The following is a 23,181-nucleotide window of genomic DNA, read 5'->3' as shown; positions in this document are numbered from 1 at the left end:
GATCGCCGGGTGACGACGTATCCGATACGACCCTTCGGGGCCCGGCCCTGCACGTTGGTCGTCTGCCGCGGCTGCTGCTGCGGTGACGCGCGGAAGAACCCCGGCACCGACCACGCCGGGCAGCTCGCCAGGCTGCGGGACGCCGCCGCCGCGTCCGGGGGGCGGCTCGCGGTGCGGACCAGTGACTGTCTCGGGCCGTGCGGGCAGGCCAACGTGATCGTCGTGCAGCCTTCCACCGAGGGCCGACGGCGTGGGGCGCGTGCGGCGTGGATCGGGTGGGCGCTCGACGACGACGCCACCGACGACGTGCTGGCGTGGGTCGCGGCCGGCGGGCCGGGGGTCGCGGAGGCTCCGGCGACGCTCACGCTTCAGATGATTCCGCCGCCGTCCGACGCCCGGCGCCGCGTCGGCCGCTGAGCGGCCGCGGACACGGAAGGACCCGGCCGGCGCAGGGGGTGCTCCCCGCCGGCCGGGTCCGTATCGGGGCGCCTCACACCTCAGTGCCGAGCGCGATGCGCTCGTCGCCCGCGTACACGTTCATGTTGGCGCCGCGCAGAAAGCCGACCAGGGTCAGACCGGTCTCCGCGGCCAGGTCCACCGCCAGTGAGGACGGCGCGGAGACGGCCGCCAGGACCGGGATGCCCGCCATCACCGCCTTCTGCGCCAGCTCGAACGACGCCCGCCCCGAGACCAGCAGGACCGCCCGGGACAGCGGCAGCCGGTCGTCCGTCAGCGCCCGGCCGACGAGCTTGTCGACGGCGTTGTGCCGGCCGACGTCCTCGCGGACGTCGAGCAGTTCGCCCTCCGGCGAGAACAGCGCCGCCGCGTGCAGGCCCCCGGTCCGGTCGAAGACCCGTTGCGCCGCCCGCAGGCGGTCGGGGAGGCCGGCGAGCAGAGCGGGCGTGACCCGCACCGGGGGATTGTCGGCGATCGGGTGGTGCGCGGTGGTGCGTACGGCGTCCAGGCTGGCCTTGCCGCACAGCCCGCACGACGACGTCGTGTAGACGTTGCGCTCCAGGGTGATGTCCGGCACCGTCACACCCGGCGCGAGGACCACGTCCACCACGTTGTACGTGTTGCCGCCGTCCTCCTGGGCGCCCGCGCAGTACACGATCGACCGCACCTGCGCCCCCGAGTGGATCACGCCCTCGCTGACCAGGAACCCCGCGGCCAGCGCGAAGTCGTCGCCCGGGGTGCGCATGGTGACGGCGAGGGGCTTGCCGTTCAGCCGGATCTCCAGCGGCTCCTCCGCCACCAGGGTGTCGGGACGGGCCGACACCACCCCGTCCCGGATACGGATGGTGCGGCGGCGCTCGGTGACCCGTCCCATGAGCTCAGACCCGATTCTGTACGTTTTGGTATGTATTGGTGTGCATTGGCGGCCGAAACGGCCCTTGGTGCGGAGGTGACCTCGACGATCTCATTCTCCTGCACCCGCACAGTGAGGTTGCGGCCGACGCCGCAGGGTCCGATCCGACGGAAGGCTCCAAAGTCCTGGCCCGGACGCTGTGGGATCACTTGCCGTCGTACCGGCCGGTAGCAGCCAAGACTGTGTGGTTCCTGACTTCTGATCGAGGAGAAGCCATCCATGACCGGCACACGTGTCGTCGCGCTCGGGCACTACCAGCCCGCAAAAGTGCTCACCAACGACGACCTGGCGGCCATGGTCGACACCAGCGACGAATGGATCCGCAGCCGCGTCGGGATCAGAACCCGCCATGTGGCGGGCCCCGACGAGCCGGTCGACGAGCTGGCCGCGCACGCCGCGGCCAAGGCGCTGGCCGCGGCCGGGCTCACGCCCGCCGACATCGACCTGGTCCTCGTCGCGACGTCCACCGCCGTCGACCGGTCGCCCAACACCGCCGCCCGGGTCGCGGCGCGCCTCGGCATGGGCTCGCCCGCGGTGATGGACCTCAATGTGGTCTGCGCCGGCTTCACCCACGCGCTCGCCACCGCGGACCACACCCTGCGGGCGGGAGCCGCCACCCGGGCCCTGGTCATCGGGGCGGACAAGATGGCCGACATCGTGGACTGGACCGACCGCTCGACCTGCGTCCTCGTCGGCGACGGCGCCGGTGCGGCCGTGGTGGAGACCGTCCCCGACGGGCAGGAGCCGGGGATCGGCCCGGTGCTGTGGGGATCGGTGCCCGAGATGGGGCACGCCGTACGGATCGAGGGCACCCCGCCGCGCTTCGCGCAGGAGGGCCAGGCCGTCTACCGGTGGGCCACCACCCAGCTCCCGCCGATCGCCCGCAAGGTCTGCGAGCGTGCGGGCCTCACCCCCGAGGACCTCGCGGCGGTGGTCCTGCATCAGGCCAATCTGCGGATCATCGAGCCGCTCGCGCAGAAGATCGGCGCCGTGAACGCCGTCGTCGCCCGTGACGTCGTCGAGTCCGGCAACACCTCGGCCGGGTCGATCCCGATGGCCCTGTCCAAGCTGGTCGAACGCGGCGACGTCACGTCGGGCGACCCGGTGCTGCTCTTCGGGTTCGGCGGGAACCTCTCGTACGCGGGCCAGGTCGTCCGCTGCCCCTGACGCCCCGGCCAGGTCATCTGCCGCCGGCGACCCGGGGCTGTCGTTCGCGGCCCCTGACGATCCGGCGCGGCACACTGAACGGCATGGTGACGAAGCGAAGCGCCGGGCTGCTGCTGTGGCGGCGCGGGGAGGCCGGTGTCGAGGTCCTCATCGCGCACATGGGCGGCCCGTTCTGGCAGGCGCGCGACGAGGCTGCATGGTCGGTCCCGAAGGGTGAGTACACCCCTGAGGAGGAGCCGATGGCCGCGGCGCGGCGGGAGTTCGAGGAGGAGCTCGGACTTCAGGCCCCGGACGGCGAGTGGCATCCGCTCGGTGAGGCGCGCCAGTCGAGCGGCAAGATCGTGACGGTCTGGGCGATGGAGGGCGATCTGGACACGTCGCTCGTCGTGCCGGGGACCTTCACCATGGAGTGGCCGCGGGGATCGGGTGAGCTCAGGGAGTTCCCGGAGGTCGACCGGGCGGAGTGGTACGGGCTGGAGGAGGCGCGGCCGAAGCTGCTCAGTGGCCAGCGGGTCTTCCTGGATCGGCTGATTCCGCTTGTCCGGCAGGACGGTTGAGGCGACTGGATCAAGGCGCCCGACGTGACCGGCGTCTCGGCGTCGGCGACGATCGCGCTCGGTGAACTGTAGACGATAGCCAATTTCGTGATCACTGTCGTCGTCCGTTGCTCGTCCGCACCATCGCCCGGAAGGGACCGCCGATGCTGTCCGCAGGACTGCCGCAGGGAACCGTGCCCAGTCGTGGATCGAGCACCGCGAGCTGATCGCGGCCATCTCCGCCCGCGACGAGCAGCGGGCCACTCAGGTCATGCGGGCCCACACGGAGCACAGCCGCAGGACCTGCCACCAGCACGAGCGCTCCTGACCCGGCGCCCGATCGGGCGGACGGCCGCATGTCGCCGCGCCCCGGTCTCCGTATCGGCGGTAGCACTGACTGCGCCGACGAAGGAGACCGTCATGGGAAGAATCGTGATCGGCGAGAACGTCTCACTCGACGGAGTCGTCCAGGACCCGACCGGTGACGAGGGCTTCGAGCGCGGCGGCTGGTTCGCCCGGATCGGGGACAAGGACCGCGCGGAGTGGGCGAAGGCCGGGTACGAAGAGGCGCTGCGCGCCGAGGCCCTGCTGCTCGGGCGGCGGAGCCACGAGTGGTTCGCCGCGTGGTGGCCGACCCGGAGCGGCGAGTGGGCGGACAGGCTCAAGAGCCTGCCCAAGTACGTCGTGTCCTGACCCTGGACGATCCCGGCCGGAACAACTCCTCGGTCCTGCGGGGCGACGTGGTGGCAGAGGTCTCGAAGCTCAGGCGGGAGCTGGACGGGGAGATCGTCGTCTACGGCAGCCGCCGGCTCGCGCACACGCTGATCGAGCACGACCTGGCGGACGAGCTGCGGCTGATGGCCCACCCGGTCGTCCTCGGCGCCGGCGAGCGGGTCTTCGGCGGGACCAGCGACGGGAAGGCCGTCCGCCTCCTCGGCAACCGGACCGTCGGTGACGGCCTCGCCTGCCTCACGTACGAACTCGTCCGGGACGCCTGACGCCCTGCCGTCGTCCGTATCGGCAGTCGCAAGGGCGCGTCGGGGCGGGCACGTTGGGGCGGCCTCACCGTGCGAGGCCCGAGCTGAGGAACCGGCGAGCGACCCTTTGTCCCGAGTGTGGAGAAAGTTGGCCCGGATCTGTGCGCAAGTTCTTCCCAGTTCGGTAAAGCGCTGCTACGTTCCCCTCCAAAGCCCGACGGAGACGGCCGACCGGGTCCCCAGCCGAAGGCCAGGGGAGGGGAGGGGCACGTGAGACGGATGACCGCTCGACCTGCGAACGCGCACCAGGCGCGACTGCTTCGCCTGTTGCGTGACGGCGGGCCCAACTCCCGTGCCCAGCTGGGCGATCAGGTGGACCTGTCCCGTTCCAAGCTCGCCGTCGAGGTGGACCGGCTGCTGGAGACCGGGCTCGTCGTCGCCGACGGGCTCGCCGCCTCCAGGGGCGGGCGCCGCTCGCACAACATCCGGCTCGCGCCCGCGCTCCGGTTCCTGGGCGTCGATATCGGCGCCACCTCGATCGACGTCGCCGTGACCAACGCGGAGCTGGAGGTCCTGGGGCATCTCAACCACCCCATGGACGTCCGCGAAGGTCCCGTCGCGGTCTTCGAGCAGGTGCTGTCGATGGCCGAGAAGCTCAAGGTGTCCGGTCTCGCTGAGGGGTTCGACGGCGCCGGCATCGGCGTCCCCGGCCCCGTTCGCTACCCGGAGGGCGTGCCCGTCGCGCCCCCGATCATGCCCGGCTGGGACGGCTTCCCCGTACGGGAGGCGCTCAGCCAGGACCTCGGCTGCCCGGTCATGGTCGACAACGATGTGAACCTGATGGCGATGGGGGAGCAGCACGCGGGCGTCGCACGCTCCGTCGGCGACTTCCTCTGCGTCAAGATCGGCACCGGCATCGGCTGCGGGATCGTGGTCGGCGGCGGCGTCTACCGCGGTACGACCGGCAGCGCCGGCGACATCGGCCACATCCAGGTCGAGCCGGACGGCCGGGCCTGCGCCTGCGGCAACCGCGGCTGTCTGGAGGCGCACTTCAGCGGCGCCGCCCTGGCCCGCGACGCCGAGGACGCGGCCCGCGCCGGACGCTCCCCCGAGCTCGCCGCCCGGCTGGAGGCGGCCGGGCACCTCACGGCCGCGGACGTCTCGGCCGCGGCCGCGGCCGGCGACGCCACCGCCATCGACCTCATCCGGGAGGGAGGCAACCGGCTCGGGCAGGTCATCGCCGGGCTCGTCAGCTTCTTCAACCCGGGTCTCGTGGTCATCGGCGGCGGTGTGACCGGTCTCGGCCACACGCTGCTGGCCAGCGTGCGCACCCAGGTCTACCGGCAGTCCCTGCCGCTGGCCACCGGCAATCTCCCCATCGTGCTGGGCGAGTTGGGGCCGACCGCCGGGGTCATCGGCGCGGCCCGGCTCATCAGCGACCACCTGTTCTCGCCGGCCTGACCGGGCCGGACGACACGCAACACGGCACCACCACCGCACCGCCCCGCAGCACCACCCGCACAGGCGAAGCACCCGCACTGGTCGCATGGCGCACCCGCCACGCCCGCTCCACCGGCTCCGTCCGCCACGCCCGCACCACCCGTACGCCCCGGCACGCACCACGCCAGGGGCGGCCGAGAGCCGCCCGTATCCGCACCAGCCCGCACCACCCGAGAACCATCCGCACCCCCGTACCCGTATCCCGACCCGCCCGGTCACCGGCCGCACCCGCCGAGGGGATCGTCATGGCACCAGAACCACCCCTGCTCACCATGTCCGGCATCACCAAGTCGTTCCCCGGCGTCCGCGCCCTGGACGGCGTGGACCTGGAGGTCCAGGCCGGCGAAGTCCACTGCCTCCTCGGCCAGAACGGCGCCGGCAAGTCCACCCTGATCAAGGTCCTCGCAGGCGCCCACCAGCCCGACGGCGGCGAGATCACCTGGCGGGGCGAACCGGTCTCCCTCAGGTCGCCGATCGCCGCCATGCGCCTCGGCATCGCCACCATCTACCAGGAACTCGACCTGGTCGAAGGGCTGTCCGTCGCGGAGAACGTCTTCCTCGGGCACGAGCCGACGTCCGCCGGCTTCGTCGTCCGCAGCGCCGCCGCCCGCGGTGCCGCCGCCGAGCTGCTGAAACGCCTCGGCCATCCGGAGATCGACTGCGCCCGGCTCGTCGGCGACCTGTCCGCCGCCCAGCAGCAGATCGTCTCCATGGCCCGCGCCCTCTCCCACGACGTGCGGCTGATCGTGATGGACGAGCCGTCGGCCGCGCTCGACCCCGACGAGGTCGACAACCTCTTCAGGATCGTGGGCGACCTGACGGCCGACGGCGTCGCCGTCGTCTACATCTCCCACCGCCTCGAGGAGATCCGGCGCATCGGCGACCGGGTCACCGTCCTCAAGGACGGCCGGGCGGTCGCCGTCGGACTGCCCGCGGAGACCACCCCGACCCGTGACGTCGTCGCGCTGATGACCGGCCGCAACGTCGAGTACGTCTTCCCCGAACGGCCGCCGGCCGCCGTCGCCGCGGCCAGGGAGCCGGTGCTGCGGGTCGAAGGTCTCACCCGCCGGGGCGAGTTCGCTCCGGTCGACCTGGAGCTGCGTCCCGGCGAGATCGTGGGCCTCGCCGGTCTCGTCGGCTCCGGCCGCAGCGAGATCCTGGAGACGATCTACGGCGCGCGCAAGGCGGACGGCGGCCGCGTCCTGATGGACGGCGCCGTGCTGCGTCCCGGCAGCGTCCGGGCCGCGATCCGCGCCGGCATCGGGCTCGCCCCCGAGGAACGCAAGGCGCAAGGGCTGCTGATGCTCGAATCCGTCACCCGCAACGTCTCCGTCTCGACTCTCTCGCGCTTCTCCCGCGCCGGCTGGCTCGACCACCGCGCCGAGCGCGCCGCCGCGAGGAAGGCCACCAGGGAACTCTCCCTGCGCCCCGACAACCCGGACGCCCGCATCCGCACCCTGTCCGGCGGCAACCAGCAGAAGGCGGTGCTCGCGCGCTGGCTGCTGCGCGGCTGCAAGGTGCTGCTGCTCGACGAGCCGACCCGGGGCGTCGACGTCGGCGCACGGGCCGAGCTCTACGCGGTGATCCGCCGCCTGGCCGACGAGGGCCTCGCCGTACTTCTCGTATCCAGCGAAGTGCCCGAAGTGCTGGGCCTCGCCGACCGGGTGCTGGTGCTGCGTGAAGGCAGCGTCGTGCACACGGCGGACGCCCGGGAGCTCGACGAGCACCGCGTACTCGATCTTGTGATGGAAGGGAGCTGAGACGGCATGACGCAGCCGGCCACCCCGGCGCAGCAGGACGCGCCGATGCCCGCCGCCAAGTCCGCACCGGACCAGGGAGGTCCCCGCCGTCCACTGGGACTGCGGCTGGACGTCCGCAACCTGTCGCTGCTCGGTGTCCTTGCCGTGCTCGTCGCGGTGGGCGGCATCACCAAGCCCGACGAGTTCCTCGCCACGAGCAATCTGCAGCTCGTCCTCACCCAGGCGTCCGTCATCGGTGTCGTCACCGTCGGCATGACCTTCGTCATCACCAGCGGCGGCATCGATCTGTCCGTCGGTGCGATCGTGGCCCTCGCCTCCGTGTGGGCGACGACGGTGGCCACCCAGGAATTCGGCTTCGCGGGCATCCTGTTCACGGCCGTGCTCGTCGGTGTGGGCTGCGGACTCGTGAACGGGCTGCTCATCGCGTACGGCCGGATGGTGCCCTTCATCGCCACCCTCGCGATGCTCGCCTCCGCCCGGGGTCTCGCCCTGCAGATCACGGACGGCAGGACCCAGATCGTCACCGTCGACTCGGTGCTCGACCTCGGCATCAGGGATGCCTACATCCTCGGCATCCCGCCCCTGGTGCTGGTCTTCGCCGCCGTCACCGCCATCGGCTGGCTGATCCTGGGCCGCACCACCTTCGGCCGCCGCACCGTCGCCGTCGGCGGCAACGCGGAGGCCGCGCGGCTCGCCGGCATCGACGTCCGCCGCCAGCGGCTCTACCTCTACCTGCTGTCCGGACTGTGCTGCGGCATCGCCGCCTTCATGCTGATCGTCCTCGCCGGCTCCGGCCAGAACACCAACGGCAACCTCTACGAACTGGACGCCATCGCCGCCGCCATCATCGGCGGCACCCTGCTCAGCGGCGGCCGCGGCACCATCGTCGGCTCCGTCCTCGGCGTCCTCGTCTTCACCACGATCACCAACATCTTCGCCCTCAACAACCTCGAGAGCGCCGTCCAGCAGATCGCCAAGGGCGCCATCATCGTCGCCGCCGTACTCGTCCAGCACCGCTCGACGCGCGGCTCCGGCGAGGCCTGACCCCGCCCACTTCCTCCACCCCGTCGCACCGCCCAGTTGAAGGGTTGATCCGTCATGCCAGAAATGCCAGCCACCAGCCGCAGAGGACTGCTGTTCGGCACCGCCGCGGTCTCCGCCGGCGCCCTGCTGACCGCCTGCACCAGCAACGAGCCCAAGACGGAGAAGCAGCCCAGCGCCAACGCCCCCGTCGCCGACGACAAGCCGGGCAAGCCCGTCACCATCGGCTTCGCCGGACCGCAGGCCGACCACGGGTGGCTGAACGCCATCAACCAGAACGCCAAGTCCCGCGCCGAGCGGTACTCCGACGTCACCCTGGAGATCACCGAGGGCTCCAACGACACGGCCGCCCAGATCGGCCAGGTCCAGACCCTGATCAACAAGAAGGTCGACGTCCTGGTGGTCCTGCCGGCCGACGGCAAGGCGCTCACCCAGGTCGGCCTCCAGGCCATGCGGGCGGGCATCCCCGTCGTCAACCTGGACCGGATCTTCGCCTCCCCGCAGGCGTACCGGTGCTGGATCGGCGGCGACAACTACGGCATGGGCCTCAACGCCGGCAACTACATCGGCGAGCAGCTCAAGGACAAGCCCGACGCCAAGGTCATCGAGCTGGCCGGGCTCGACAACCTCGAACTCACCAAGCAGCGCACCCAGGGCTTCGACGACGCCCTGAAGAACTACCCGAACATCAAGAAGGTCGCCCGGCAGGCGGCCGACTTCACCGTCGAGTCCGGCCAGGCCAAGATGGCGCAACTGCTGCAGGCCCAGTCGCAGTTCGACGCGCTGTGGAACCACGACGACGACCAGGGCGTCGGCGCGCTGCGCGCCATCGCGCAGGCGGGCCGCAAGGACTTCCTGATGGTCGGCGGAGCGGGCGCCAAGTCAGCGATGGACGCCATCAAGGCCGACGACAGCGTGCTGAAGGCCACCGTCCTCTACCCGCCGACCATGGCCGCCTCCGCCGTCGACCTCGCCCGCGCGCTCGGACAGGGCAAGGGCATCGGCGGCATGGCGGAGCTGGAGATCCCGGCCTCCCTGACCCTCTACTCGGCCGTCGTCACCAAGGACAACGTCGACCAGTACCTGCCCACCGGTTTCAACTGACCGGCGCAGGGACTGCCCGCCCCCACCGAGCACACCGACGAGATCGTGACTCCGACGAGGAGGATTCCGCAATGGAACTGAGGGACAGTGAGGCCGCACCGCCGACCATCGGCGTCGGCATGGTCGGCTACGCGTTCATGGGCGCCGCCCACTCCCAAGGGTGGCGCACCGCGGGCCGCGTGTTCGACCTGCCGCTGCGGCCGGTCCTCGCCGCGATCGGCGGCCGTGACGCCGCCGCCGTGCGTGCGGCGGCGGCCAAACACGGCTGGGCCGCGGCGGAGACCGACTGGCGCGCCCTCGTGACCCGCGACGATGTGCAGCTCGTCGACGTCTGCACGCCGGGCGACAGTCATGCGGAGATCGCGATCGCGGCCCTGGAGGCGGGCAAGCACGTCCTGTGCGAGAAGCCCCTGGCCAATTCGGTCGCGGAGGCGGAAGCCATGGTCGCCGCCGCCGAACGGGCACGTCGCAACGGGCAGTTGGCGATGGTCGGCTTCAACTACCGCCGGGTCCCCGCGCTGGCCTTCGCCCGCAGGCTGATCGGCGAGGGCCGCCTCGGCACCCTGCGCCATGTGCGGGTGACCTACCTCCAGGACTGGCTGGTCGACCCGGACTTCCCGCTGACCTGGCGGCTCCAGCGCGAGCACGCGGGGTCGGGGGCGCTGGGCGACCTCGGCGCGCACGTGGTCGACCTCGCGCAGTTCCTCACGGGGGAGGTGCTGGTCGGCGTCTCCGCGCAGCTCGAGACGTTCGTCAGGCAGCGGCCCCGGCTCGAGGGCGCCTCGGCCGGTCTGACCGCCTCCGGCGGCAGCGAGCGGGGGCCCGTCACCGTCGACGACGCGGCCGTCTTCACCGGCCGGCTGGCGTCGGGGGCGCTCGCCACCTTCGAGGCGACCCGGATGGCCACGGGCCGCAAGAACGCCCTGCGGCTGGAGATCAACGGTGAGCACGGCTCGCTCGCCTTCGACCTGGAGCGGCTCAACGAGCTGTCCTTCCACGACCACCACGAGCCCGCCGCGACCGCGGGGTTCCGGCGGATCCTCGTCACCGAGGCGGAGCACCCGTACCTGGAGGCGTGGTGGCCGCCGGGCCACGCCCTCGGCTACGAGCACACCTTCGCCCACCAGGCGCGCGACCTGGTGGAGGCCATCGCGTCCGGCACCGACCCGGTGCCGTCGTTCGCCGACGGGCTCCAGGTGCAGCGGGTGCTCGCGGCGGTCGAGGAGAGCGCCCAGAAGAACGCCGTCTACACACCCGTCCAGACAGCAGAGGTCTGAGGTCCGGCACGCACCGGTCCGGCAAGCAGCCCGGCACCGGTCCGGCAGCAATCCGGCACGGCCCGGCAGTAAACCCGGTTTGGAGGCACCATGCCACGCCCGTTCACCCTGTTCACCGGCCAGTGGGCCGATCTGCCGCTGGAGGAGGTCTGCTCGCTCGCCCGGGACTTCGGCTACGACGGTCTGGAACTCGCCTGCTGGGGCGACCACTTCGAGGTCGACAAGGCGCTGGCCGACCCGTCCTACCTGGACGGGCGGCACGCGCTGCTGGAGAAGTACGGCCTCAAGTGCTGGGCGATCTCCAACCATCTCGTCGGCCAGGCCGTCTGCGACCACCCGATCGACGAACGCCACCAGGGCATCCTGCCCGCCCGGATCTGGGGCGACGGCGAGCCCGAGGGGGTGCGGCGGCGGGCGGCGGCCGAGCTGAAGGACACCGCGCGGGCCGCGGCGGCGTTCGGCGTCGACACCGTGATCGGCTTCACCGGATCGTCGATCTGGCATCTCGTCGCGATGTTCCCGCCGGTGCCCGAGCGGATGATCGAGCGCGGCTACGAGGACTTCGCCGAGCGCTGGCACCCGATCCTGGACGTCTTCGACGCCGAGGGCGTCCGCTTCGCCCACGAGGTTCACCCCAGCGAGATCGCCTACGACTACTGGACCACCAGACGCGCCCTGGAGGCGGTGGACAACCGGCCGGCCTTCGGCCTCAACTTCGACCCGAGCCACTTCGTCTGGCAGGACCTCGACCCGGTGGGCTTCCTGTACGACTTCCGGGACCGGATCTACCACGTCGACTGCAAGGAGGCCCGCAAGCGCCTGGACGGGCGCAACGGGCGGCTCGGCTCCCATCTGCCGTGGGGCGACCCGCGGCGCGGCTGGGACTTCGTCTCCGCCGGGCACGGTGACGTGCCGTGGGAGGACGTATTCCGGATGCTGCGTTCGATCGGCTACGACGGGCCCATCTCGGTGGAGTGGGAGGACGCCGGAATGGACCGGCTCATGGGCGCGCCCCAAGCGCTTGCGGATCTGAAACGGTTCGACTTCGAGCCGCCGACCGCCTCCTTCGACGCCGCCTTCGGAGGCGGCGACAACTAGAACATGCCAGGTCCGGGCCCGGTGGGAACAGTTGCCGCCGGGCCGGTCCGGGCTGCCCGGGCACGTCTTTGTCCTGCACTGGGAAAAAGTTCAACTTCCTGGCTGCACAAGGGCTTTCCGTTCAGGACGAACCCGGCTACGGTCCCATCTCGTGTACACGACATAGGTGGTTCGGGAGTGACGGCGCACTCCGGTTCCACGGCACACCGCCCGTTCGACCGGATTACCGGAGGACATTCGTGCACAGAACAAGGCCCAGAGGCCGCAAGGCACTCGCACTGCTCACCGGCGGCCTGCTCGCCGCCACTTCGCTGGCCCTCACCTCGCCGACCCCCGCGTCCGCGGCCGACCCCGAAGCGGCCGTCTCCGCGGCCGCGGAGGACTTCCAGCAGGTCACGCTCGCCAAGGGCGGTGAGGAGACCGGCGAGCCCATGTCGCTGGCCGTGCTGCCCGACCGCAGTGTGCTCCACACCTCGCGCAGCGGCGAGCTGCGGATGACGGACGCGGCCGGCAACACCCGCGTCGTCGGCACCGTCCCCGTCTACTCGCACGACGAAGAGGGTCTCCAGGGCATCGGCCTGGACCCGGACTTCGCGCAGAACCGTTTCGTTTACCTCTACTACGCGCCGCCCATGAACACCCCCGCGGGCGACGCACCCAATGAGGGCACCGCGGCCGACTTCGCCAGGTTCGACGGCGTCAACCGGCTCTCGCGGTTCGTGCTCCGTGAGGACGGCACGCTGGACAACGCCAGCGAGAAGAAGATCCTGGACGTCCCGGCGACCCGCGGCATCTGCTGCCATGTCGGCGGCGACATCGACTTCGACGCCGAGGGCAACCTCTATCTGTCGACCGGCGACGACTCCAACCCCTTCGCCTCCGACGGCTATACACCCATCGACGAGCGCCCCGGCCGCAACCCCGCCTACGACGCCCGCCGCACCTCCGGGAACACCAACGACCTGCGCGGCAAGATCCTGCGCATCAAGGTGAACGAGGACGCCTCGTACTCGATCCCCGAGGGCAACCTCTTCGCCCCCGGCACGGAGAAGACCCGCCCCGAGATCTACGCGATGGGCTTCCGAAACCCGTTCCGCTTCAGTGTCGACAAGAAGACCGGCGTCCTCTACGTCGGCGACTACGGTCCCGACGCCGGCGCCGCCGACCCGAAGCGCGGCCCCGCCGGCCAGGTCGAGTTCGCCCGTGTCACCGGCCCCGGAAACTTCGGCTGGCCCTTCTGCACCGGCGACAACGACCCGTACGTCGACTACGACTTCGCCACCAAGACCTCCGGCGCCACCTTCGACTGCGCCGACCTGAAGAACACCTCGCCGCACAACACCGGCCTCGTCGACCTGCCGCCCGCGCAGCCGGCCTGGATCCCGTACGACGGCGGCTCGCTCCCCGAGTTCGGCAGCGGCTCCGAGTCCCCGATGGGCGGCCCGGTCTACCACTACGACGCGGAACTCGACTCCCCGGTCAAGTTCCCCGAGGCGTACGACGGCGACTTCTTCGCCGGTGAGTTCGGCCGCCGCTGGATCAAGCGGATCGACACGGCGGAGGACGGCACGGTCCGCTCCATCAACCCCGTCCCGTGGACCGGCACCCAGGTCATGGACATGGCCTTCGGCCCGGACGGCGCGCTGTACGTCCTCGACTACGGCACCGCCTGGTTCGGCGGGGACGAGAACGCCGGCCTGTACCGCATCGAGAACGCCACCGGCGGACGCTCGCCGGTCGCCGAGGCCGCCGCCGACAAGACGTCCGGCCAGGCGCCGTTGCGCGTCGCCTTCTCCTCCGCCGGAACCACCGACGCGGACGGCGACACCCTCACCTACAGCTGGGACTTCGGCGACGGGACCACCTCCACAGAGGCCAACCCCGTCCACGAGTACACCGAGAACGGCACCTACACCGCGACGGTCACCGCGCAGGACCCGACGGGCCGCACCGGCGCCGCAGGCGTCCACGTCGTCGTCGGCAACACCGCACCCGAGGTCAAGCTCGAACTGCCCGCCGAGGGCGCGCTGTTCGACTTCGGCGACGAGATCCCGTTCAAGGTGACCGTCACCGACCCCGAGGACGGCACCGTCGACTGCTCCAAGGTCACGGTCAACTACATCCTCGGCCACGACAGCCACGGCCACCCCATCACCTCGGCCACCGGCTGCGAAGGCGCCATCAAGACCTCCGCGGACGGCGGACACGACCCCAACGCCAACATCTTCGGAGTCCTCGACGCCGAGTACACCGACGGCGGAGGCGGCGGCCAGGCCGCGCTGACCGGCCACGACCAGGCGCAGCTCCAGCCCCGCCACCGGCAGGCCGAGCACTTCGACGACCAGTCGGGCGTCAACACCTTCGACAAGGCGGCCGCCCACGGCGGCAAGACCGTCGGCGACATCCACAACGGCGACTGGATCTCCTTCACGCCGTACAACCTGACCGGCTCCAAGAAGCTCACCGCCCGCATCTCCTCCGGCGGCGCCGGCGGCACCCTCGAAGTGCGCATCGGGTCCGCGGACGGCAAGGTCCTCGGCTCGGCGCCGGTCCCCGTCACCGGCAGCTGGGAGACGTTCCAGGACATCGACGTACCCCTACGAGGCGTGCCGGAGAAGACCACGAAGCTCTTCCTGGTCTTCAAGGGCGGCGCGGGAGCCCTGTACGACGTGGACGACTTCAAGCTCTCCGACACCCCCGTCGACCGCAAGGCCAAGCGGGTCCTGGTCTTCTCCAGGACCGCCGGATTCCGCCACGACTCCATCCCGGCCGGCGTCGCCGCGCTGAAGGAACTGGGCAAGAGCGGTGACATCACCGTCGACGCCACCGAGGCGGCGGGCCAGTTCACCGCCGCCAACCTCGCCCGCTACGACGCCGTCGTCTTCCTCTCCACCACGGGCGACGTGCTGAACGCCGACCAGCAGAAGGCGTTCGAGGACTATGTCGCCGCCGGCGGCGGCTACATGGGCGTCCACGCGGCGGCCGACACCGAGTACGAGTGGGAGTTCTACGGCGGCCTCGTCGGCGCCTACTTCGACTCGCACCCGCGCATCCAGCCCGCGACCGTCCGCGTGGAGGACCACGACCACCCGGCCACCGCGCACATCGACGGCCCCTGGGAGCGCACCGACGAGTGGTACAACTACCGTTCCAACCCGCGTGCGCAGGCCCGCGTCCTCGCCACCCTCGACGAGACCACCTACGAGGGCGGCACCATGAAGGGCGACCACCCCATCGCCTGGTGCCAGACGTACGAGGGCGGCCGCGCCTTCTACACCGGCGGCGGTCACACCAAGGAGTCGTACGCGGAGCCGGCCTTCCGCCAGCACCTCCTCGGCGGACTGCGGTACGCGACCGGGCAGGTCAAGGCCGACTGCAAGCCGCGCACCGGCTACCGCGCCCTCTTCAACGGCGAGACCCTGGACGGCTGGAAGCAGGCCGGACCCGGCCGGTTCGACGTCGTCGACGGCGAACTCCACACCGTGGGCGGCATGGGCCTGCTCTGGTACCAGGCCAAGGAGCTGCGCTCGTACTCGCTGAGGCTCGACTGGAAGATGGACGGCGACGACAACTCGGGCGTCTTCGTCGGCTTCCCCGCCTCCGACGACCCGTGGTCGGCGGTGAACAAGGGTTACGAGATCCAGATCGACGCCACCGACGCCGCCGACCGCACCACCGGCGCTGTCTACGGCTTCAAGTCGGCGGACACCGAGACCCGCGACCGGGTGCTGCGGCCGCCCGGCGAGTGGAACAGCTACGAGATCCGGGTCACGGGCGAACGTCTGCAGGTCTTCCTCAACGGAGAGAAGATCAACGACTTCACCAACACCGACCCGGCCCGCAGCCTGGCGGACGGCCACATCGGCCTCCAGAACCACGGCTCCGGCGACCAGGTGGCCTTCCGGAACATCCAGCTGAAGGAGCTGCCCTCGTAGGACAGCGGGGCCGCCCCATGAGCCGGCGGCGGGCGGGGAGGCGCCGTACCCCCCGCCCGCCGTCCTCCACCCCATCGCAACAACGACCTGGCAGGGAGGCAGCCCGTGACAGACGGGAACACACGCACCGGAGTCTGGTTCGTCGGAGCACGCGGTTCCGTGGCCACCACGGCCGTCGCCGGATGCGCGGCGGTCACCGCCGGACTGCACCCGCCGACCGGCATGGTCACGGAGACGCCGGCCTTCACCGGCACCGGGCTGCCCGCCCTGCCCACCCTCGTCTTCGGCGGCCACGACACCGCCCACTGCCCGCTGCCCAAGCGCGCGGAACACCTCACCGGGGCCGGCGTCCTGCCGCACGGGCTCGCCGCCGCAGTCCGCACCGAACTGGCCGCCGCCGACCGGGAGATACGGCCCGGCGGACCCGGTGCCGGCGACGCCCGCGGTGACGAGGAACTCATCGCCGCCTTCGCCGCCGACATGGACGCCTTCCGCTCGCGGCACGCCCTGGCCCGCGTCGTCGTCGTCAACGTCGCCTCCACCGAACCTCTGCCGGAGCCGGACGCCGTACGGCTGCCGCCCAGCTCCCTCTACGCGGCCGCCGCCGTGCGGGCCGGCTGCCCCTACGTCAACTTCACCCCCTCCACCGGCCTGCGCACCCCGGCCCTCACCGACGCCGTCGCGGCCGGTGGACTTCCCCACGCGGGCCGCGACGGCAAGACCGGCCAGACACTGCTGCGGTCGGTGCTCGCCCCGATGTTCCTGCAGCGCGCCCTGTCCGTCAGGGCCTGGTCCGGCACGAACCTGCTGGGCGGCGGCGACGGGGCGGCGCTGGCCGACCCGGCCGCGGCCGCGGCGAAGAACGCCGGCAAGGAACGCGTCCTCGCCGACACCCTCGGGACGACGCCGGAGGGCGAGGTCCACATCGACGACGTGCCCGCGCTCGGCGACTGGAAGACCGCGTGGGACCACATCGCCTTCGACGGCTTCCTCGGCTCCCGGATGATCCTCCAGACCATCTGGCAGGGCTGCGACTCCGCCCTCGCGGCGCCTCTGGTGCTCGACCTGGCCCGGCTGGTGGCCCGCGCCCACGAGGCCGGTCTGTCCGGGCCGCTGCCCGAACTCGGCTTCTACTTCAAGGACCCGGACGGCGGCCCGGCGGGCCTGTCCGAACAGTTCACCGCGCTGCTGTCCTTCGCGGACCGCCTGCGGGTCGCGCGATGACCCGCGCACGGCTGAGTGCCTGGGCCGAACTGCTGCGCGTCTCCGCGCTGTTCACGGTCCCCGGCGACGCCCTCGCGGGCGCGGCCTGCGCCGGGCTGCGGCCCAACCGGGGCACGGCGTACGCCGTCGGCGCCTCCCTGTGCCTGTACGAGGCGGGCATGGCGCTCAACGACTGGGCCGACCGCGAGGAGGACGCCGTCGACCGCCCCCACCGCCCGATCCCCTCGGGCCGCAGCACCCCCGCCGCTGCCCTGACCGCGGCCGCGGCCCTCACGGCGACGGGCCTGACCCTGGCATCCCGCGCCGGCCGCCCCGCCCTGGCCCTGGCCACGGCCCTCTCCACGACGGTCTGGTCCTACGACCTCCACCTGAAACACACCCGCGCGGCCCCCGCGACGATGGCGACGGCCCGCGCGCTGGACCTCCTCCTGGGCACGACGGCAACGTTGTCCGCGGCCCCCACGAAGCGGCCGGCCCGCCCGGCCCCGGCCCCTGCCGCGCCCCGGCCGGGCACGGTCCGGGCCACCGCCGGCCCGGCGGTTCGGTCGACCGGAACGGCCTCGCCGGTGGCGGCACCGGCACCCGCACCCCGGCGCGGGGCGTCAGGGAACCCGGCCGCGCGTCCCGCCTCCGGGGCGTTCGCCCGGTGGTTGCGGCGCGCAGCTGCCGCCGGGGGCTCGGGGGCGGTGCCTCCTGGGTCCCGTCAGGGTTTCGGAAAGGGGCGGGGTGGGGGACTTACCGCCCCCGCCCGCGCCACCCGCGCCGCCGCCGTGCTCGCCGCGCACACCTACGCCGTCACCGCCGTGTCCCGGCACGAGGCGCACGGCGGCTCCACCATCACCCCGCTCGCCGCGCTCGCGGCCACCGCGGCGACGGCCGCCGCCCTGGCACGCCCACCCGCCGGGCCAGGGCCCGGGCCCCGGCCCGGACCCGCCCTGCTCGCCGCCGCGTACCTCCGTACCGCCGCCACCCCCTATCTGCACGCCGCCCTCAACCCGTCCCCGCCGCTCACGCAGCGCGCCGTCGGCGGCGGCATCCGCGCCATGATCCCGCTTCAGGCCGCGCTCGCTGTCCGGTCCGGCGCGGGTGTCACCGGCCTCGCGGTGATGGCGCTCGTGCCGGTCGCCCGCCGGCTCGCACGGAAGGTGAGCCCCACATGAGTCCTGAGACGAACCCGGACCGACTCCGCCTCGGCTACGGCACCAACGGCCTCACCGACCTCCGCCTCGACGACGCCCTCGCTCTCCTCGCGGACCTCGGCTACGACGGGGTCGGGCTCACGCTCGACCACATGCACCTCGACCCGCTCGCCCCCGGCCTCGCCGCCCGCACCGGACGGGTCGCCCGCAGGCTCGGCGAGCACGGGCTGACCGCCACGGTCGAGACCGGCGCCCGCTACGTCCTCGACCCGCGCCGCAAGCACGGCCCGTCCCTGCTCGACCCGGACCCGGACGGCCGTGCGGCCCGTACTCGGCTGCTGGTGACCGCGGTCAAGGTCGCCGCCGACCTCGGCGCGCACGCCGTGCACTGCTTCAGCGGCACCACCCCGCCCGGCACGGACGCCGACACCGCGTGGAAGCGCCTGGAGGACGCGATCCTGCCGGTGCTCGACGCCGCCGCCTTCGCGGGCGTGCCCGTCGCGATCGAACCCGAGCCGGGCCATCTCCTCGCCACCCTCGCCGACTTCCACCATCTGCGCACGTCCCTCGGCAACCCCGCGCCGCTCGGCCTCACCCTCGACATCGGCCACTGCCGGTGTCTGGAGCCGGACTCGCCACAAGAGTGCGTCCGCGCGGCCGCGCCATGGCTGCGGCATGTGCAGATCGAGGACATGCGCCGTGGTGTGCACGAGCATCTGCCGTTCGGCGAAGGGGAGATCGACTTCCCGCCCGTGCTGGCGGCACTGGCCGCCACCGGCTACCAGGGCCTCACGGTCGTCGAGCTGCCCCGCCACTCCCACGCGGGCCCCGAACAGGCCCGCCGCTCCATCGACTTCCTCAGATCCGCGAGCCCCGCGAGCCCCGCGGACACGACCCGCGCCGAAGGCGCCCCCGCCCCGAAGGGAGCACCGGCACCGTGACGCAACCAGCCCCCCCGACCCGCGCGGCCGTCGGCGCCCGGCTGGCCGACGACGCCGCCCGGGCCTGGCTCGACGAGGCGCTGGCCGACGCCGGCCGCGCCGCGCAGGCGCCCCCGGCCGCCTCCTCCCCGTACACCGCGCACAGCTGGGAGCTGCGCTTCGCCGCCGCCGGGCGGCACTGCGGCCAGGACAACGCGGACGCCGTCCGTACGCTGCTGCTCGTCGCGGCGCGGGCCGGGGTCGAGACCCTGACGCGGCTCTACCAGCAGGGCAGCGCCGCCGAGCGCCGCGCCGTGCTCCTGGCGCTGCCGGCCCTGGTCGACGGCCCGTGCGCCGTGCACCTCGTCGACGACGCCCTGCGCACCAACGACACCCGGCTCGTCTCCGCCGCCGTCGGCCCGTACGCCGCCGCCCATCTCGACCCGCACGCCTGGCGGCACGCCGTCCTCAAGTGCCTGTTCACCGGCGTGCCCCTCGACGCGGTCGCGGATCTGGCCGTACGGGCGGCCGGCGACGGCGAACTCGCCCGGATGCTCACCGACTACGCCGCCGAGCGCACCGCCGCCGGCCGCGACACCCCCCACGATCTCGACCGCGCGCTCGCCCTGACCGGTGAGCGGGCCCGGCGGCCCCAGGAGCTGTGATGCGCATCTTCGACCCCCACATCCACATGACGTCCCGCACCACCGACGACTACGAGGCGATGTACGCCGCCGGGGTGCGCGCCCTGGTCGAGCCGTCGTTCTGGCTGGGTCAGCCCCGCACCTCGCCGGCCAGCTTCTTCGACTACTTCGACGCGCTGCTCGGCTGGGAGCCGTTCCGCGCCGCCCAGTACGGCATAGCCCACCACTGCACCATCGCGCTCAACCCGAAGGAGGCGAACGACCCCCGCTGCACGCCCGTACTGGACGCGCTGCCCCGCTATCTGGTCAAGGACTCGGTCGTCGCCGTCGGCGAGATCGGCTACGACTCGATGACCCCCGCGGAGGACGCCGCGCTCGCCGCCCAGCTCCAACTGGCCGCCGAACACGGCCTGCCCGCCCTCGTCCACACCCCGCACCGCGACAAGCCGGCCGGCCTCCGGCGCACCGTGGACGTCGTCCGCGCGTCGAACCTGCCCATGGACCGCGTCCTGCTGGACCACCTCAACGAGACGACCGTGCGGCCCGCCCGCGACAGCGGCTGCTGGCTCGGCTTCTCCGTCTACCCGGACACCAAGATGGACGAGGACCGCATGGTCACGATCCTGCGGACGTACGGGACGGAGAAGATCCTCGTCAACTCGGCCGCCGACTGGGGCAGAAGCGACCCGCTCAAGACCCGCAGCGTCGGCGACGCCATGCTCGCGGCCGGCTTCACGGACGACGACGTCGACCAGGTCCTGTGGCGCAACCCGGTCGCCTTCTACGGCCTCAGCGGCCGTCTCCAGCTCGACGTTCCGAAGCCGGAGAGCCTACACGAGGGCAACTCCGTGCTGCGCGGCGGGGAATGAGAGGAGACACGGATGCGCTTCCGTCACCCCGACGGCTCCACCGTCCACCTCTCCTACTGCACCAACGTCCACCCCGCGGAGACCCTCGACGGCGTCCTCGCCCAGCTGCGCGACCACTGCGAACCGGTCCGCAGACGCCTCGGACGCGACCGCCTCGGCATCGGCCTGTGGCTCGCCAGGGACGCCGCCCGCTCCCTGGTCACCGACCCGGCGGCGCTGCGAGGGCTGCGCGCCGAACTGGAACGGCGCGGCCTGGAGGTCGTCACGCTCAACGGCTTCCCCTACGAGGGCTTCGGCGCGGACGAGGTCAAGTACCGCGTCTACAAACCGGACTGGGCCGACGCCGAACGCCTCGCGCACACCACGGACCTGGCCCGTCTCCTCGCGGCCCTGCTGCCCGACGACGTCACCGAGGGCACCGTCTCCACGCTTCCGCTCGCCTGGCGCACCGACTTCGACGACCACGCCGCCGCGCTCGCCGGCGCCGCGCTGACCACGCTCGCCGGGCGGCTCGACGCGCTCGAGGAGCTGACCGGCAAGTCGATCCGTATCGCCCTCGAACCGGAGCCCGGCTGCACGGTGGAGACCACCGCCGACGCGATCGGACCGCTCAGCGCCCTGCCGGGCAGCCGGATCGGGGTGTGCGTCGACACCTGCCATCTCGCCACCTCCTTCGAGGATCCCGGCACGGCGCTCGCCGCCCTCGCCGCGGCGGGCGTCACCGTCCCCAAGGCGCAGCTGTCCGCCGCGCTGCACGCCGAGAACCCGCACCTGCCGGAGGTGCGCGACGCGCTCGCCGCCTTCGCGGAGCCCCGGTTCCTGCACCAGACCCGGACCCTCACCGCGGCCGGCCTGCGCGGAACGGACGACCTGGACCAGGCCGTCGCCGGCGACACGCTCCCCGACGGCGCCCCCTGGCGCGCCCACTTCCACGTCCCGCTGCACTCGCCGCCCGCCGAGCCGCTCGCCTCGACGCTGCCCGTGCTCCAGGACACCCTGACCCGGCTCGTGGGCGTGCCCGAGCCCCTGACCCGTCATCTCGAGGTCGAGACGTACACCTGGCAGGCACTCCCGCCCGAGCTGCGACCCCGCACCAGGGGGCAGCTCGCCGACGGTATCGCCGCCGAACTCACCCTGGCCCGCGACCTGCTGACCGACCTCGGCCTCAAGGAACTGCCATGAGCGACACGCGCCCCACCCCCCTTCTGGTCCTGGACGTCGTCGGCCTCACCCCCCGGCTCCTGGACCGGATGCCTCGCCTCAAAGCGCTCGCCGCGGCCGGCTCGCAGGCGAATCTGACCACCGTGCTGCCGGCCGTCACCTGCGCCGCGCAGTCCACCTTCCTCACCGGCGCCCTCCCGGCCGAGCACGGCATCGTCGCCAACGGCTGGTACTTCCGCGAACTCGGCGACGTACTGCTGTGGCGGCAGCACAACGGCCTGGTGGCCGGCGACAAGATCTGGGACGCGGCCCGCCGCGCCCACCCCGGCTACACCGTCGCCAACATCTGCTGGTGGTACGCGATGGGCGCCGACACCGACATCACCGTCACCCCCCGGCCGGTGTACTACGCCGACGGCCGCAAGGAACCCGACTGCTACACCCGCCCGCCGGCCCTGCACGACGAACTGACCGAGAAGTTCGGCACGTTCCCCCTCTTCCACTTCTGGGGCCCGGGCGCCGGCATCGCCTCCAGCCGGTGGATCGCCGACGCGACCCGCCACATCATGCGCACCCGCCACCCCGACCTGACCCTGTGCTACCTGCCGCACCTCGACTACGACCTCCAGCGCTACGGCCCCGACGACCCCCGCTCGCACCGCGCCGCCGCCGACCTCGACGCCGTCATCGGCCCGCTGCTCGACGACGCCCGGCAGGAGGGCCGCACGGTGGTCGCCCTGTCCGAGTACGGCATCACGGGGGTGAGCCGCCCGGTCGACATCAACCGCGCGCTGCGCCGGGCCGGTCTGCTGGAGGTGCACACCCAGGACGGCATGGAGTATCTCGATCCGATGGCCTCCCGCGCCTTCGCCGTGGCCGACCACCAGCTCGCCCACGTCTATGTGCGCCGGCCCGAGGAGCTCGCCGCCACCCGCGAGGCACTCGCCGGCCTGCCCGGGATCGAGCAACTCCTCGACGACGAGGGCAAGAAGGACCACGGGCTGGACCATCCGCGCTCGGGGGAGCTGGTGGCGATCGCCGAGCCGGACGCCTGGTTCACGTACTACTACTGGCTCGACGACGACCGTGCCCCCGACTTCGCCCAGCTCGTGGAGATCCACCGCAAACCCGGCTACGACCCCGTCGAGCTGTTCATGGACCCGCACGACCCGTATGTGCGCCTCAAGGCCGCCAAGGCCGTGGCCCGCAAGAAGCTCGGCATGCGCTACCGCCTCGCGGTCGTGCCGCTGGACCCGTCACCGATCCGCGGCAGCCATGGCCGCCTCCCCGCGAGCGACGAAGAAGGCCCGCTCGTCCTGTGCTCCACCCCCCGCGCCGTGTCGGGCCGCGTCGAGGCCACCGAAGTGAAGTCCCTGCTGCTCTCCCTGGCCGGCCTCGACCGCCAGGGCGACGGCGGGGAAGGCAGCGCGCCCGGCAGAAGTGTCCACTCGAAGTGAGAG

Annotated in this window: 21 protein-coding genes; 20 read left to right on the top strand and 1 reads right to left on the bottom strand. The window is 72.4% G+C overall.

Going from position 1 to position 23,181, the window contains the following annotated elements:
• Window positions 1-9 precede the first annotated feature (9 nt).
• Window positions 10-417: a (2Fe-2S) ferredoxin domain-containing protein gene (locus ACFYOP_RS04745; protein WP_356890496.1), complete on the top strand. Its 408-nt coding sequence runs from the start codon at window positions 10-12 to the stop codon at window positions 415-417.
• Window positions 418-490: 73 nt separating this feature from the next.
• Here ACFYOP_RS04745 and fdhD read toward each other — a convergent pair whose 3' ends face one another.
• A complete protein-coding gene (fdhD, locus tag ACFYOP_RS04740; RefSeq protein WP_356890498.1) occupies window positions 491-1,330 on the bottom strand; it encodes a formate dehydrogenase accessory sulfurtransferase FdhD in 840 nt (279 codons plus the stop codon).
• A gap of 258 nt (window positions 1,331-1,588) precedes the next feature.
• Here fdhD and ACFYOP_RS04735 point away from each other — a divergent pair, with 258 nt between their 5' ends.
• From ACFYOP_RS04735 to ACFYOP_RS04645, 19 genes are all read left to right on the top strand, one after another.
• Window positions 1,589-2,536, top strand: a complete 948-nt coding sequence (locus ACFYOP_RS04735) for a beta-ketoacyl-ACP synthase III (RefSeq protein WP_356890500.1) — start codon at window positions 1,589-1,591, stop codon at window positions 2,534-2,536.
• An 83-nt stretch (window positions 2,537-2,619) separates the two neighbouring features.
• A complete protein-coding gene (locus ACFYOP_RS04730) occupies window positions 2,620-3,093 on the top strand; it encodes an NUDIX domain-containing protein (RefSeq protein ID WP_356890502.1) in 474 nt (157 codons plus the stop codon).
• 94 nt (window positions 3,094-3,187) lie between these two features.
• Window positions 3,188-3,400, top strand: coding sequence for an FCD domain-containing protein (locus ACFYOP_RS04725; protein WP_356891169.1), 213 nt, complete (start codon window positions 3,188-3,190; stop codon window positions 3,398-3,400).
• Between the two features lie 92 nt (window positions 3,401-3,492).
• The gene (locus ACFYOP_RS04720; RefSeq protein WP_356890503.1) at window positions 3,493-3,765 is read left to right on the top strand and encodes a hypothetical protein; all 273 of its coding nucleotides are present in this window, start codon (window positions 3,493-3,495) and stop codon (window positions 3,763-3,765) included.
• On the top strand, window positions 3,684-4,070 hold the full coding sequence (locus ACFYOP_RS04715; RefSeq protein WP_388450843.1) for a dihydrofolate reductase family protein: 387 nt from the start codon (window positions 3,684-3,686) through the stop codon (window positions 4,068-4,070). The genes ACFYOP_RS04720 and ACFYOP_RS04715 overlap by 82 nt, the downstream gene beginning before the upstream one ends.
• 258 nt (window positions 4,071-4,328) lie before the next feature.
• A complete protein-coding gene (locus tag ACFYOP_RS04710) occupies window positions 4,329-5,510 on the top strand; it encodes an ROK family transcriptional regulator (protein ID WP_356890505.1) in 1,182 nt (393 codons plus the stop codon).
• Window positions 5,511-5,794: 284 nt separating this feature from the next.
• Window positions 5,795-7,309 (top strand): sugar ABC transporter ATP-binding protein, encoded by a 1,515-nt coding sequence (locus ACFYOP_RS04705; RefSeq protein ID WP_356890507.1) that lies wholly within the window; start codon window positions 5,795-5,797, stop codon window positions 7,307-7,309.
• A gap of 6 nt (window positions 7,310-7,315) precedes the next feature.
• On the top strand, window positions 7,316-8,353 hold the full coding sequence (locus ACFYOP_RS04700; RefSeq protein WP_356890509.1) for an ABC transporter permease: 1,038 nt from the start codon (window positions 7,316-7,318) through the stop codon (window positions 8,351-8,353).
• Window positions 8,354-8,407: 54 nt separating this feature from the next.
• Window positions 8,408-9,454: a substrate-binding domain-containing protein gene (locus ACFYOP_RS04695; RefSeq protein ID WP_356890511.1), complete on the top strand. Its 1,047-nt coding sequence runs from the start codon at window positions 8,408-8,410 to the stop codon at window positions 9,452-9,454.
• Window positions 9,455-9,525: 71 nt separating this feature from the next.
• Window positions 9,526-10,731: a Gfo/Idh/MocA family oxidoreductase gene (locus ACFYOP_RS04690; RefSeq protein WP_356890513.1), complete on the top strand. Its 1,206-nt coding sequence runs from the start codon at window positions 9,526-9,528 to the stop codon at window positions 10,729-10,731.
• A gap of 90 nt (window positions 10,732-10,821) precedes the next feature.
• Window positions 10,822-11,829, top strand: a complete 1,008-nt coding sequence (locus ACFYOP_RS04685) for a sugar phosphate isomerase/epimerase family protein (RefSeq protein ID WP_356890515.1) — start codon at window positions 10,822-10,824, stop codon at window positions 11,827-11,829.
• Window positions 11,830-12,068: 239 nt separating this feature from the next.
• Window positions 12,069-15,764, top strand: coding sequence for a ThuA domain-containing protein (locus tag ACFYOP_RS04680; protein WP_356890517.1), 3,696 nt, complete (start codon window positions 12,069-12,071; stop codon window positions 15,762-15,764).
• 105 nt (window positions 15,765-15,869) lie between these two features.
• On the top strand, window positions 15,870-16,988 hold the full coding sequence (locus ACFYOP_RS04675; RefSeq protein ID WP_356890519.1) for an inositol-3-phosphate synthase: 1,119 nt from the start codon (window positions 15,870-15,872) through the stop codon (window positions 16,986-16,988).
• Window positions 16,985-18,148, top strand: a complete 1,164-nt coding sequence (locus tag ACFYOP_RS04670) for a UbiA family prenyltransferase (protein WP_356890521.1) — start codon at window positions 16,985-16,987, stop codon at window positions 18,146-18,148. The genes ACFYOP_RS04675 and ACFYOP_RS04670 overlap by 4 nt, the downstream gene beginning before the upstream one ends.
• Window positions 18,145-19,068, top strand: coding sequence for a sugar phosphate isomerase/epimerase family protein (locus ACFYOP_RS04665; protein WP_356890523.1), 924 nt, complete (start codon window positions 18,145-18,147; stop codon window positions 19,066-19,068). Before ACFYOP_RS04670 ends, ACFYOP_RS04665 begins: the two co-directional genes overlap by 4 nt.
• Window positions 19,065-19,712 carry an EboA domain-containing protein gene (locus ACFYOP_RS04660; protein WP_356890525.1) on the top strand — a complete coding sequence of 216 codons (648 nt, stop codon included), beginning with the start codon at window positions 19,065-19,067 and terminating at the stop codon, window positions 19,710-19,712. Before ACFYOP_RS04665 ends, ACFYOP_RS04660 begins: the two co-directional genes overlap by 4 nt.
• Window positions 19,712-20,560, top strand: coding sequence for a TatD family hydrolase (locus ACFYOP_RS04655; RefSeq protein WP_356890527.1), 849 nt, complete (start codon window positions 19,712-19,714; stop codon window positions 20,558-20,560). Before ACFYOP_RS04660 ends, ACFYOP_RS04655 begins: the two co-directional genes overlap by 1 nt.
• Window positions 20,561-20,572: 12 nt before the next feature.
• On the top strand, window positions 20,573-21,742 hold the full coding sequence (gene eboE, locus ACFYOP_RS04650; protein WP_356890529.1) for a metabolite traffic protein EboE: 1,170 nt from the start codon (window positions 20,573-20,575) through the stop codon (window positions 21,740-21,742).
• Entirely contained in the window at window positions 21,739-23,178 is a 1,440-nt protein-coding gene (locus ACFYOP_RS04645) for a nucleotide pyrophosphatase/phosphodiesterase family protein (RefSeq protein ID WP_356890531.1), read from the top strand. The genes eboE and ACFYOP_RS04645 overlap by 4 nt, the downstream gene beginning before the upstream one ends.
• The last annotated feature ends 3 nt before the right edge of the window (window positions 23,179-23,181 follow it).

It is taken from the genome of Streptomyces sp. NPDC006294, assembly GCF_042870895.1.
Taxonomy (GTDB): Bacteria; Actinomycetota; Actinomycetes; order Streptomycetales; family Streptomycetaceae; genus Streptomyces.
Note: the sequence above shows the minus strand (reverse complement) of the source record. Positions and strands in the feature narration are given on the sequence as shown.